We start from the raw sequence: 13,010 nt of genomic DNA on the forward strand, positions 1-13,010 counted from the left end.
TTCCTGTTGGTCTATTTTTCAAAACTCAAATATTCCTGCCAATTCTTTTTAATTTGCACTAATCCATAGTTTTCTGAATTAATTGGTTTACTGTCAGAGCCAAACATAGATGCAATACTAATTGCCTCTTCTTTCGTTTTAAAACCATGCAATACAAAAAACTCATGTCTGCTATTATATAAATCTTCCGAGTATTTTATACCTCTACTGCTATTCTGATTTGCATATTGAATAAGCTTACGACTCATTAATTGATTAGCCGGACTATTTTTATCCTCTACTAAAAGCACAACTTTCCAACTTTTAGATGGCTTATCAGAAAACTTTTTGCTCTCTAATACAGGAATGATTGTCTCTAATATTTTATTTGCTTCCCTCCCTTCAAGAGAAGAACTATACGTCAATGCTACATAATTCAACGCTTCTTTATAAGCTTCTAAACCATTAATATTACCTATCACATTTGCTTTTAGTAATTCTAACTTACCCACATAACCTTCATCGTCATACCTCTCCAACGCATTTTCTATAGCACGATAAGTTCCTTTATAATCGCCCTCATTATACAATTTATAAACTGTTGCATATACTTGCTCTGGCGATAAATCGTCTATTTTATCACTTGACAAATTCTGTAACAACTTAGCATATCTTGAATTAGGATATCCCGTAACAATACGATCTTTAATCATCGTTGCTTTATTACTATCTATCTCACTATAAATCTTAAACAACTTATATAAACTTGGCAATATTAGTCTTTCAGCGGGATCAAAAGTCAATAAAGACTCTAACTTTTCACTTGCTATTTGATGCTTTTTAAAACGATCAAAATACATAGAACCTAATTGAAAATAGGCAAAATCACGATCTTTCTTCAATAGAGCAATCTCCTTAGCGTCAGTAGGTATTTTTTCCACATATGAGTTTATTTCATAACGTGTATCAACAAAGTCTGTGTGAATATCAATATTTTTATTCTTCTCCTCAATCACTTCTTTTTGACTTGAAGCTAAGTCTTCACTAAAATCAGTACTACTCCATCTCCAATTATCTCTCAAAGGCCTATTACCCCATTTCTTTTTGAATTCTATTTTTCCATACGAAGTTGCTTGTGTAGAATAAAAGTAATAAGACGATTTCCCTCCTCCAAAACCAGTATTCTTTAAATCATATGCTTCACTTACAGCCTCTCCAAAATTAGCCATATTGAAATAATCCTGATTTTTCTTTCCTTTCAAGTTCGCTTGTAATTTTCTAAAATCACTCTTTCTCAGCTCTTCTATATAATTTTTAAAATAACTAATACGTTGATCTTCATTCATAGCTACTAATCGCAGAATACTATCATTAGTACTTGCAACTTTTTCATAAGCAACAACATCTCTTAAGGCATCTCTTCGTTTTGTTATTCTAAAACGTTCTTTTGCTTTTTCAGGCAAAATTGATAAAGCACTATCATAATATTGTCCTGATAAAGCATAACCAGCATTATTAAAATAAATCTCTGCTATATTAATATAGTTTTTACCTTTTAATTGCTCATCTCCTTTACTACTTTTAACTGCCTCCTTTAAGTACTCTAAAGCTTTTGAACTATTTTCTATTTGATCATAGAATAACCCTACTTGCCTATTCAAAACATCTAAAAAAGGTCTATTTTCACGATCACTGAGTAGTTTTTTATACTTCTTTAAGAAGCTTAAAGTATCTATAATATTAATAGTCCCCATCTCAAATTGTTGGGCGTGAGAATGAATAACATAAGAACGTGGACTCTTGCGATTTAAGTCTATTACTTCTTGAAATACTTTTCCTGCTTCAGCTTTTCGCCCTAATTTGCCGTATAGCTGTCCCAGAATAAACTTATAGCGTGAATATTCTTCTTTATCCTTCGTTAAATCAATTGCATTAATTAACGGTGCTATTGCACTTGCATAATCTTCTATATTAATATATGCTTGTGCTAAAGTGGCATTAGCATCAGCCACTACTTGTTTCTTTAATTTATCCTTCTTACTTCGCAACAACTCTTTTAAATTCTTAATTGCAATATCATCATAAGTAAGACGTACATTGGTTTTCTCTCTCCACACTGTTGCTTGATCAATTTTATCACTATCTGGGTACTTATACAAAATATAATTAAATGCCTCTAAAGCAGGAATAAACCTCCCATCATAATACCTTGCTTTTCCTAATAAAAGATAAGCCTCATCCATTTGACTATTGCGTTCTCTACCCTTGATATACATAGAATGCTTTTGAATAGCTTTAGCAGCCTTATCCTCTGCTCTTTCAAATCCAGTTCCACTATCCTCTACTTCTACACTTTTACCATCAATTTGCAAGTTTTCTAAAAGAGAGCCTTGCTTAGAATCAAGTGAACGGCCTGTTTTAAACTCTTTATCAGGATCAACTTTAATGTCAATTCGCTCTATAGGTAAAATGTTCCAAAAATCGTCAAAATACCCTTCTTTTAAACTGATTAGAGCGTCTTCATAAGCTAACTCTCCATTATATAAGATATTATAACGCGTAGTCATTGCGTGGTACCCTCTATTGATTAATTTATCCTTTTTTACAGAGCAAGCCATTCCTACTAAGAGCAATACAACTACCGATAAATATTTAATAAAATTGACTTTCAAAATTTCAGCTTTTACTTTAAAACTTGCTTCTCTTCGTTTTAGTATTCAACGAAATGTAAAAATACATTACTTTTCACAATAAAATTAATTCTTTTTAAAAGAAAGAAGCATAAATCTTCTATTATCACTTAAATCAAATTTAATGGTTTAAAGACATAAAAAAAGCTCCTACAAACAATGTTTGCAGAAGCTTTAACTAACTAATTCAAAATTCAATCTAACTATTTTGGAAAAAGGCCTCCAACTCTTGTAAAGACAATTCGGAAGTCAATACATCTTTTTTAACACGACCTTTTTCTAACGCGATGATGCGATCAGATACTTCAAACGTATGTTGTAAATCGTGGCTTGAAATAATTATCGTAACATTCCCTTCTTCTATTTTTTGTTTTACTAACTCTTTTAATCTAATTTGTGTAGTAGGATCTAAATTCGCAAAAGGCTCATCAAGAATCACCAATTCTGGACTTCCTAAAAAAGCCGCCACAATTCCTATTTTCTTCTGATTCCCTTTAGAAAAATCACGAACATATTTGCGCTGATTTAATACTTCTTCATTAAAAAAGAAAGTATACTGCCCTACTTGCTCTACAATCTGTTCTTTTGACAATCCTTTTAATTCTCCTACAAAAGAGAAATACTCTTCCGCTGTTAAATAACCAATTAAAAATGACTCATCTAAAAAAGCTGAAGTATATGATTTCCAAGTTTCAGAATCACTAACATTTACTTCCTTTGACAAGATATTCCCTGTTGACGGCTGAATTAAATCTAATAACAAACTAAACAGAGTTGTCTTTCCTGCGCCATTATTTCCAACTAATCCAATACTTTGTCCCGCTGGAATTTTTAAGTGGTCTATGTTTAAGACCTCTTTTCCGTTGTAACTTTTACTTATATTATTTACAGTAATCATAACCTAATTTTTTTTATACGCTTGAATAGCACTATACTTTTCCTTTTTATATAATTTGATAATTTGGTTAAAAAGATGTTTTCTAAAAATAATTCCTAAAACACCAAACAATACCAATATTCCAATTCCTCCATTAAAACCAAAACTCAAATTACCAATCCAAAATAAAACGATTGGCAACACTAATTGTGGTATTGAAACTGCAATAACGCGAAGATTAAAGGCATTCTTATCTCCAAAAACATTCTTGTTTGCAGTTAAATCTACTGGTGATTTCATAAAAGCTCCTCCAATCATAACAATGAAACTTGAAATACCTATATTAAAAACACCTACCGCTAAAATCATATAAAACAAATTCATACTCTTGATGATGTACATCGTACCACATAGAGTAGAAATTGCAGTACCTAACACAATCATTAACCACTTTGATTTTATATAATCTATATACTTCACATTTTGTGTCATCAGTAGTGGATAATATGCCGAGTCCCAACTTGGTACATATTGGCCATACATCATTAAAAAACCTCCAGTTACAAAATAAGCTAGGAAAACATACATTGTTAAGGGTTCTTTTCCTTCTTGTCCTGACATTAATAAAATAAAACCATAGAACAAGAATAACGCACTCATTAAAACAGTTGTCTTAGCACGCTTATTTCTCAAGATCAACTTAACATCATTCTTTAAGAATATTGCTTGTTGTCCAAAGCGATTTAGCCAATTTAATTCTTGTGTTTCGCCCTTTACTACTTTCTCCTTAATTAAACTATCTAAGTATATATTCTTACGATAATACATATAGGCTGCATAAACAGTTCCAACAAACAATAAGATATACCCTACAATTGTTAGTGGATATTTGTAGGCACTATAAAATATAGGTTGGGTAAATACTGTTATATCAAATAAAGAATAATATTGCGCAATACCTAATGAAACAACAACCGTCAAAACAACATAAAATACCTTCTTATATGACTCCATTAAAATGATAAGAAAATGCATTGTTCCGATTAAACAATACATCGCTATTCCCCACACTAAAGAGGGCAATATTCCATAACCTCTAATACAACAAATAATGACAAAGGGAAGTAAAAAGAAAAGTTGCATAAAATTAAATGCACTTATAAAGCTTCTACCTAAGAAAAATTTAATGATTTTGTCTCTTGCAATGGAAACAATGAGTAAAGGCTTTAGGTTTGCAACAGGCAATTTTTGAAGAAAAAATCGCATAGTAAACTCAGTCATAAAATAATAAATCATAAATTGACTTGCTACCTCAATTGGATTTACACTTGGTAACTCTTTCTCTATAAATTTTACTAATGCAATTCCTAAAGTCAGGAAAATAAAACCAAAGTACACTATTCCCAACCATTTCAAAATTGTGGTAACAGTATCAATGGAACTTGTACTTCCTCTCTTTTTCCTCTTCTTCTCTAAAGCAATAAACATCTTTATCATACTTAGTCATTTCTTACATAAGTACACAACTTGTTAAAAATGTTACAGAAAAAATAAAAAAAAGTGAAAAAATAAAGTCATCTTATTCATAAAGATGACTTTAAATAAAATCTAAAAACCTAAAACTACATAATGATATATTATATTGGTATCCAAAAATAATGCCAACAGTACAATTCTTATTCTATATTTATAAATCACAAATAATTTTATCTTTGCACCAAAATCAGAATAATGAAAAAAGACATAGAAATTCCGGTCGTTAAAGACATTGAAATAGCAGTAATTAAAGAGTATAATGAAGATTATTTACAAGACTCTTGGTATGCTTATTTATTTAATAACTCTGCTTTACCAATAGAAGCAATTATGGTTGTTTCTAAAGCAGAAGGAACAATTGAAGGAGAAAAAAGAAACTCAAGCTTATTTAGACACGCATTTAAAAGCTTAGCTCCTAATGAATCACAAAAAGTTGAACTACTTGACGAAGCTATCTTTCAATTAGACAATACATTTATGCTTACATTTTTTCAAGAAGGCAAGTTATTTGACAAAAATTATCTTTTCCCAGCACATAGTATTGGAGAAGATAAATTGACTGAATTACCTTTTACTTCGAAAAAAGGAATATCTGCTAAATAAGATTAAACTCTATTTCACAGGCTATAACTCTTATTTAAATTCAATCCAAAGCTTTCTTTGACTATTTTGGACACTTAGTATAACATCCAAAATAATTCAATTATGAAAACAAGAAATCTATTTACACTTTCTTTTTTTCTAATTCTGTCAGTAGCTCTTTTAGCCTTTACAAATGATACAGAAATAAAGGAAAGCAATGTAACTAAATCAGAATGGAAAAATCTAAAGGTATTACCTCAAGATATTTCTAACGATAGTTTAAAAAGTTTAATGCGTGGATACAACGATGCTTTAGGAGTAAAATGTAGTCACTGCCATATCACAATTGAAGGCACAGATAAGTTAGACTTTGCAGATGATAGTAAAAAAGAAAAAGAAATTGCGAGAAAAATGATATTAATGACGCGCAAAATCAATGCTGATAACTTTAATTGGGAAAATCATCCTAATCCAGAATTGATAAATGTTGTTAATTGTACTATGTGTCATAGAGGTCATACCAAAGCAACAAAAATGATTAACTAAATATCTCTTTGTTTAAAAACACAATGCGTTATAATTAATTATAACGCATTTTTTATGCATATAAAAAACAAAAACATATTTATTTCACTATTTTTATAACATTAATTTTAATCAAATATAAAATAAACTATGAAACAGACTATCGAAATCCCAATTGAAATTATAGACAACTTTCTTTTAATTCCAATTGATGAGAATACAACAGAAAATAGAATCGAAATCATAAACTCTAATAAGAAAACCCTCATTTCTTTCAAAGCAAAACTCTCTTTTAAAAACAGACAATATTATATTGCAGTGAATGTAAAAAAGTACATAGGACAAGAAATTATTTTTACAATATACAATACAACCCTTGATCAAAACTTTGACGACTATATACTTCAGCGACCCTACCATATTTACAATTACAACGAAAAATATCGCCCTCGTTATCACTTTACTGCTCCTTTTGGCTGGATTAATGACCCAAATGGACTATACTATAAAAATGGATCTTATCATTTGTATTATCAATATAATCCTTATGGGATTAAATGGGGTAATATGAGTTGGGGACACGCAACTTCTCAAGATTTAATTCATTGGACCAATCACCCTCCTGCTATACTTCCAAATGACTTAGGAGATGTATTTTCTGGTAGCATAATCATTGACAAGAAAAATGATGCTTGCTTTGGAAAAAAAACAATTTGTGCTTTCTATACTTCAGCAGGTGACAAACAAGTTCAAAGCTTAGCTTTTAGCACTGACAATGGTATGACTTTTAAAAATTATGCCAATAATCCTATTCTAATAGATGAAAATGAAAAAGACTTTAGAGACCCCAAACTTTTCTGGCATGAACCAACAGATAAATGGATAATGTCTTTAGCAACAGGACAAACTATAACTTTTTATGGTTCTGAAAACTTGATAGACTGGAATAAGCTAAGTGTTTTTGGAAAAGGCATAGGCTGTCATAAAGGAGTTTGGGAATGTCCAGACCTTTTCAAAATATCAAATGACAAGGTTACTAAATGGGTTCTTTTTGTTAGCATAAATCCAGGAGGACCTAATGGAGGTAATGCAACACAATACTTCATTGGAGAATTCGATGGTAATAAATTTACTCCTGATAACATAGATTATCCTTTATGGTTAGATTATGGTCGTGATAATTATGCTGGAGTAACTTGGCACAACAATCCAAATAAAAAACCAACATACATCGGTTGGATGAGCAATTGGGATTATGCTAATGAAATTCCTACTAATTACTTTACAAATGCGATGACTTTACCAAGAACAATTGAATTAGCAAAAAATGGTAATTCTTACTGCTTAAAAACACAACCTATAAAAGAATTAAAGTATCTACGAACAGAAAAGTCTCATATTGAAAGTAAATTGCTACAAAAAAGTATACTTGTTCCCTACTTCTTTGATGATAACTTAGGGGCTTATGAAATACTATTAGACTTTGTAATTATAGATCAATCTACATCAAATGTAAACTTAACTTTAAGCAACTCTGTAGATGAAAACTTATTATTCTCCTTTGATATTAAAAATGAAAAACTGACTATAGACCGTAGTAAAAGTGGACTAATAAATTTTTCCAAAAATTTCGCAAAAGATAAAATCATAGCGCCTTTCCCCTCACAAATAAAACATCAGCTAAAACTATTTATTGATAAAGCTTCTTCAGAATTATTTATCAATAAGGGTAGAATAGCTGTTACAAACTTAATATTCCCTACTGAACCATATTCTTCCATCAATCTTGAAGTAAAAAATGGATCAATTGATATAACAAAATTCACTATTTATAAACTCAAATAAAAAATGTTACCTCTTTGAGGTAACATTTTTCTTTATATAATTCTAACTTACGCTACTTTCTTTGGAGGGAATAAAAACGAAGCTACTACTGATAAAATCAATACTCCTGCAATTACTGATAACGACACTAATGAATCAATATGGATGAAAGGAGAAATAATCATCTTCACCCCAATAAATGATAATATAATTGCTAATCCATATTTCAATTTAGAGAACTTATCCATAAAATTAGCCAATAGGAAATAAAGTGATCTTAAACCTAAAATAGCAAATATATTAGATGTATATAAGATAAATGGATCGTCTGGTGCAATCGCAAAAATAGCAGGAATACTATCTACAGCAAATATTAAATCTGTAAATTCAATAACCATTAATGCTACAAACAATGGGGTTACCATTTTTACGCCATTTTGAATAGTAAAGAACTTCTCTCCATCATAATCCTTACTTACTTTAAAAAACTTGTGTACCATGCGTACAGCAAAGTTTTTAGACAAGTCTTCATCTTCGTGATGATCTTCTTTAGCAAACCATGATTTAATACCTGAAACAAGTAAAAACACCCCAAAAATGGTTAATACAACATTTATTTCTACACTCTTGCCAAAAATTTCAATCGCTGGTAAGTAAGTATGATTAATTATTTCTACTCCTGCGAAAATAAATATAGCTCTAAAAACTAAAGCCCCTATAATTCCCCAGAAAAGAACGCGATGATGTAATTCCTTTGGAACTTTAAAAAAGGTAAAAACAAGTATGAATACAAATAGATTATCTACGGACAATGCCTTTTCAATCCAATAAGCAGATTGAAAACGTGCAAAGTTTTCAAAATCCATATAATAGTAGATAACACCACTAAAACACATTGCTAGACCTACCCATACAACAGTCCATATCAATGCTTCTTTAGTTGAAACAGTATGACTATGGCGGTTAAATACACCTAAGTCTAATAATAACATTACAAAAACTACAACACCGAAAACAGCTAAAAGCCCTGGGTGATTAATTAAATGATCCATTTTTTTACGTTTATGTGGGCAAAACTAAAACATATATTTTTCCCCAAGAGAATTACATTTAATAGACTAATTATCAATCAGTTAAAATAAAATAACAAGATAGTAAAAACTACCCTATAAAAAAACAACCTCTTGAAATTCAAGAGGTTGAGTATATCTATTTTGTTAATCATAAAAAGACGACAAAAAATAAAAATTTTTAATCTAACTTCTCTGTTAACTTTCTAAATGTCTTTTTAGGATCTTTTCCATTGTATAAAATATCATACACAGCATTGATAATAGGTGTTTTAGCACCAAAATTCTTATTTAACTCATAAGCACTTTTCGTTGCATAATATCCTTCAGCAATCATATTCATCTCCATTTGCGCTGACTTTACAGTATATCCTTTACCAATCATGTTACCAAACATTCTGTTTCTAGAAAACAGAGAGTAACCAGTAACCAGTAAATCGCCTAAATAAGCAGAGTTATTTATATTTCGCTTCATGCGGTGTACTTTCTTAATGAACTTCTTCATCTCACGGATAGCGTTACTCATTAATAGAGCTTGGAAGTTATCTCCATACCCTAAACCGTGTGCCATACCACAAGCAATAGCATAAATATTTTTCAACACTGCTGCATATTCCGTTCCTACAATATCATCTGTTACTTTAACTTTGATGTAGTGGCTACTTAAACAATCTTCAATCACTTTTGCGTGTACTTCATTTCTACAAGCAATAGTCAAGTAAGATAAACGTTCTAAAGCAACTTCCTCAGCGTGACAAGGCCCTGTAATTACAGCAATATTATCATAAGGAATATCATATGTTTTATTAAAATGCTCACCAACTATCATACTCGTTTCAGGTATAATACCTTTTATTGCAGATATGATAACTTTCCCCTCTAAACTAACGTATAAGCTTTCCATTTCTGGTGTCAAAAACGCAGATGGAATGGCAAAAATGACGTAGTCCGCATAAGAAACAGCTTTATTGATATCGTTAGTCAACAACAATTGATCAACGTCAAATTCTACTGAACTTAAATAATTAGGATTATGATAATTTACTTTTATTTCTTCAATAGCAGTTTCATTACGCATGTACCAAGCAATTTCATTTAGATTCTCACTCAGCATTTTTACAATAGCAGTAGCCCAGCTTCCACCTCCTATAACCGCAAATTTCGGATAATCACTCATATTCTAAGATTATTTCTTTGTCAAAAGTAAGTAAAAAAGATATTGCAAACAATTGAAAACAAAATCCCTTTTAAGCTAATAAATCTAATTTTATTCAACCTAAAACCCGATTATACTGAAACAAAATTAACAAAAACTACCTAAATCATAATTTTAATGCTCGTATACATCTAATCCATAAATTTAAAACAACAGCATTTATTCCCTTGAAATGGTACTTTTAGAAGATATTAACAGCTAAAAGCAAGTTGCAACAATAGAAAAAGCCTTTCTATAATAGATGATCAATAAATCGAGTAACTATTTTAGAAAGGCTAAAAATATCTTTAGAAACTTAATTCTACTATTTCTTTTACTTTATCTACAGTAATATTGTGCTTTTCTCCCATCGCTACCCAACCTCTTTCAGCAAATCTATCAGCGATAAAAGCACTCGCTTTTTCAAAATCTTCTGTATAATCTGAAATTTTAGTTTGAATACCTAAAGAATGGAAGAATTCAACCATCGCTTCAATTGCTTCTTTAGCCACTACATCATCATTATCTCCTTGTATATTAAATACACGTCGACCTAATTGAGCTAATTTCTCTTTTTTCGTTTCAAACATTACACGGTATAAGTTTGGCCCTATAATCGCAAGTGTACGCCCGTGATCAATACCATATAAAGCAGTTAATTCATGTCCAATAGCATGAGTTACCCAATCCACTTTAACCCCCTTGCTAATTAACCCATTTAAAGCCATTGTACAGCACCACATATAATTGTTAGCTGCATCATAATTTGTTGGGTCCTCTAAGATTGGTTTTGATACTTCGATCACTGTACTTAAAATACCTTCAGCAAAGCGATCTTGTAATGGCGCATTCTGAGGAAAAGTCAAGTACTGCTCTAAAACGTGTACAAATGAATCTGCTAACCCATTTGCTATCTGTCTTTCTGGTAAAGATGCAATTACTTTGGGATCACATACTGAAAACACAGGATATAATGACTCTCCTTCAAATGACAACTTCTCTTTTGTCTTTTCAATTGTAACTACTGCACCACAATTCATCTCACTTCCTGTAGCTGGTAAAGTCAAAATAGCCCCGTAAGGCATCGCTTTCCAATCTACTCTCATTTTCTTTTGAACTATTGCAATAGGATCTCCTTCAAAATATACAGCAGCTGAAATAAACTTAACACCATCAATTACACTTCCTCCACCTACTCCAAGAATGAAATCAACTCCTTCTGCTTTGATGATATCTACAGCTTTTACAACTGTTTCAAAACGAGGATTAGGTTCTATACCTCCAAATTCCACAACATCAAAACCTTGTAAAGCTTCTTTTACTTGATCGTAAACTCCATTCTTAAAAATACTTCCTCCTCCATAAGCTATTAATACCTTAGCATTAGCAGGAATATAATTTTTAATTTCTCCTATTTGTCCCTCACCATATAACAATCTGGTTGGGTTATATAACTCAAAATTCAACATATCTTCTTTACTTTTTTATTTACTATAAAAATAAAAAAAGGAATGCATAAGCATTCCCTTTTCTTCGTTATAATTATTATAATTTATTTTTTATAAAATAGATTATGATCAATGTATTTCCACACCTCTTTATCTAACAGAGGTTGCACGTTTTTACCTTCTTTAATTGAATCTCTGATAAATGTAGCTGAAATCTCCATAATAGGAGCATTTTCAATTAAGTGTACACTTGGATGACTCAAAAGTGGATTGTCTTCTTGTTTATCACTAAATACGCGCGGATACACGTAAAGAGAATAACGATCTAACAATACTTCATAATTTTTCCATTTCGGTAAAGAATCCAAATTATCTTGCCCCATAATTAAAGCAAACTCATACTTTGGAAAACGTTCGTGCAAATATGCCATTGTATTTACCGTATAATTCGGTTGTGGCAAATTAAATTCTATATCCGAAGGTCTGATGTGGTCATAATCAGCTGTTGCTAAATTAACCATGTGCATACGATGAAAATCTTCTAACAATCCCTTCTTTTTTTTCAACGGACTATGTGGTGTTACCACCATCCAAACCTCATCAAGATCAGTAAACTGAACTAAGTGATTGGCAATAACTAAATGTCCAATGTGAATAGGGTTAAAAGTTCCAAAATACAATCCAACCTTCATAAACTAAAATCCTTATTTAATAAATTCTTTCACTAATTGATAAGCCTCTTCTTTAGCTGTATCTAAATCATAGTTTTTGATAATCATATCAAATTGCGGTGCTGTTGCTAACTCTACAGATGCTTTTGCAATACGCATATTGATTTTATCTTCACTTTCAGTAGAACGTTTCTTTAAGCGAATTTTAAGCTCATCAATACTTGGTGGCTTAACAAAAACTGCTAAAGTTTCGTCTGGAAACTTACGTTTAATACGCAACCCTCCTGCTACATCAATATCAAAAATAACATTTTTCCCTAAGGCCCAAATTCTCTCTACTTCTGATTTTAAAGTTCCATAGAAATTATCTCTATAAACCTCTTCCCATTCTAAGAAATCTTCTCCTTTAATATGCGTTTTAAAATCATCTAAAGATAAAAAGTAATAGTCCTCTCCGTGTACTTCTTCACCTCTCGGCGCACGAGATGTACAAGAAATAGAGAATGCCAAATTCAAATCTTGTTGCTCTAATAAATATCTAACTATGGTAGTCTTTCCAGACCCTGATGGAGCTGAAAATACTATAAGCTTACCTTTTTTCATAAATATTGCG

11 protein-coding genes are annotated in these 13,010 nt (G+C 31.0%); 3 read left to right on the plus strand and 8 right to left on the minus strand.

The window, feature by feature from the left end; translation table 11 throughout:
• Nucleotides 1–11 precede the first annotated feature (11 nt).
• From porW to BLT46_RS00325, 3 genes are all read right to left on the minus strand, one after another.
• Nucleotides 12–2,651 (minus strand): type IX secretion system periplasmic lipoprotein PorW/SprE, encoded by a 2,640-nt coding sequence (gene porW, locus BLT46_RS00315; RefSeq protein WP_245722915.1) that lies wholly within the window; start codon nucleotides 2,649–2,651, stop codon nucleotides 12–14.
• Between the two features lie 217 nt (nucleotides 2,652–2,868).
• Entirely contained in the window at nucleotides 2,869–3,567 is a 699-nt protein-coding gene (locus BLT46_RS00320) for an ABC transporter ATP-binding protein (RefSeq protein WP_090404445.1), read from the minus strand.
• A 3-nt stretch (nucleotides 3,568–3,570) separates the two neighbouring features.
• Nucleotides 3,571–5,043: a DUF5687 family protein gene (locus BLT46_RS00325; protein ID WP_090404449.1), complete on the minus strand. Its 1,473-nt coding sequence runs from the start codon at nucleotides 5,041–5,043 to the stop codon at nucleotides 3,571–3,573.
• A gap of 234 nt (nucleotides 5,044–5,277) precedes the next feature.
• Here BLT46_RS00325 and BLT46_RS00330 point away from each other — a divergent pair, with 234 nt between their 5' ends.
• The 3 genes from BLT46_RS00330 (at nucleotide 5,278) to BLT46_RS00340 (ending at nucleotide 8,034) form a co-directional block, all read left to right on the plus strand.
• Entirely contained in the window at nucleotides 5,278–5,685 is a 408-nt protein-coding gene (locus BLT46_RS00330) for a hypothetical protein (protein ID WP_090404453.1), read from the plus strand.
• 102 nt (nucleotides 5,686–5,787) lie between these two features.
• Nucleotides 5,788–6,210, plus strand: a complete 423-nt coding sequence (locus BLT46_RS00335) for a c-type cytochrome (protein WP_090404455.1) — start codon at nucleotides 5,788–5,790, stop codon at nucleotides 6,208–6,210.
• A gap of 129 nt (nucleotides 6,211–6,339) precedes the next feature.
• Complete coding sequence (locus BLT46_RS00340; protein WP_090404458.1) at nucleotides 6,340–8,034, plus strand: glycoside hydrolase family 32 protein; 1,695 nt, start codon at nucleotides 6,340–6,342, stop codon at nucleotides 8,032–8,034.
• Nucleotides 8,035–8,081: 47 nt separating this feature from the next.
• On the opposite strand, the gene BLT46_RS00345 is transcribed toward BLT46_RS00340, so the two are convergent.
• The 5 genes from BLT46_RS00345 to gmk all read right to left on the minus strand — a co-directional run bounded on the left by BLT46_RS00345 (nucleotide 8,082) and on the right by gmk (nucleotide 13,000).
• Nucleotides 8,082–9,065: a TerC family protein gene (locus BLT46_RS00345; RefSeq protein ID WP_090404461.1), complete on the minus strand. Its 984-nt coding sequence runs from the start codon at nucleotides 9,063–9,065 to the stop codon at nucleotides 8,082–8,084.
• Between the two features lie 199 nt (nucleotides 9,066–9,264).
• Nucleotides 9,265–10,260: an NAD(P)H-dependent glycerol-3-phosphate dehydrogenase gene (locus BLT46_RS00350; RefSeq protein ID WP_090404464.1), complete on the minus strand. Its 996-nt coding sequence runs from the start codon at nucleotides 10,258–10,260 to the stop codon at nucleotides 9,265–9,267.
• A gap of 326 nt (nucleotides 10,261–10,586) precedes the next feature.
• Nucleotides 10,587–11,747, minus strand: coding sequence for an iron-containing alcohol dehydrogenase (locus BLT46_RS00355; RefSeq protein ID WP_090404467.1), 1,161 nt, complete (start codon nucleotides 11,745–11,747; stop codon nucleotides 10,587–10,589).
• Between the two features lie 83 nt (nucleotides 11,748–11,830).
• The gene (nadD, locus tag BLT46_RS00360; protein ID WP_090404470.1) at nucleotides 11,831–12,418 is read right to left on the minus strand and encodes a nicotinate (nicotinamide) nucleotide adenylyltransferase; all 588 of its coding nucleotides are present in this window, start codon (nucleotides 12,416–12,418) and stop codon (nucleotides 11,831–11,833) included.
• A 12-nt stretch (nucleotides 12,419–12,430) separates the two neighbouring features.
• On the minus strand, nucleotides 12,431–13,000 hold the full coding sequence (gene gmk, locus BLT46_RS00365; RefSeq protein ID WP_090404473.1) for a guanylate kinase: 570 nt from the start codon (nucleotides 12,998–13,000) through the stop codon (nucleotides 12,431–12,433).
• Between the last annotated feature and the right edge of the window lie 10 nt (nucleotides 13,001–13,010).

It is taken from the genome of Myroides phaeus, from assembly GCF_900099675.1.
Taxonomy (GTDB): Bacteria; Bacteroidota; Bacteroidia; order Flavobacteriales; family Flavobacteriaceae; genus Flavobacterium; species Flavobacterium phaeum.

Excerpts from the sequence above, each read along its gene's own strand:
- BLT46_RS00320 (WP_090404445.1), bottom strand. The coding sequence starts at position 3,567 with ATGATTACTGTAAATAATATAAGTAAAAGTTACAACGGAAAAGAGGTC.
- BLT46_RS00325 (WP_090404449.1), bottom strand. The coding sequence starts at position 5,043 with ATGATAAAGATGTTTATTGCTTTAGAGAAGAAGAGGAAAAAGAGAGGA.
- BLT46_RS00330 (WP_090404453.1), top strand. The coding sequence starts at position 5,278 with ATGAAAAAAGACATAGAAATTCCGGTCGTTAAAGACATTGAAATAGCA.
- BLT46_RS00335 (WP_090404455.1), top strand. The coding sequence starts at position 5,788 with ATGAAAACAAGAAATCTATTTACACTTTCTTTTTTTCTAATTCTGTCA.
- BLT46_RS00340 (WP_090404458.1), top strand. The coding sequence starts at position 6,340 with ATGAAACAGACTATCGAAATCCCAATTGAAATTATAGACAACTTTCTT.
- BLT46_RS00345 (WP_090404461.1), bottom strand. The coding sequence starts at position 9,065 with ATGGATCATTTAATTAATCACCCAGGGCTTTTAGCTGTTTTCGGTGTT.
- BLT46_RS00350 (WP_090404464.1), bottom strand. The coding sequence starts at position 10,260 with ATGAGTGATTATCCGAAATTTGCGGTTATAGGAGGTGGAAGCTGGGCT.
- BLT46_RS00355 (WP_090404467.1), bottom strand. The coding sequence starts at position 11,747 with ATGTTGAATTTTGAGTTATATAACCCAACCAGATTGTTATATGGTGAG.
- nadD (WP_090404470.1), bottom strand. The coding sequence starts at position 12,418 with ATGAAGGTTGGATTGTATTTTGGAACTTTTAACCCTATTCACATTGGA.
- gmk (WP_090404473.1), bottom strand. The coding sequence starts at position 13,000 with ATGAAAAAAGGTAAGCTTATAGTATTTTCAGCTCCATCAGGGTCTGGA.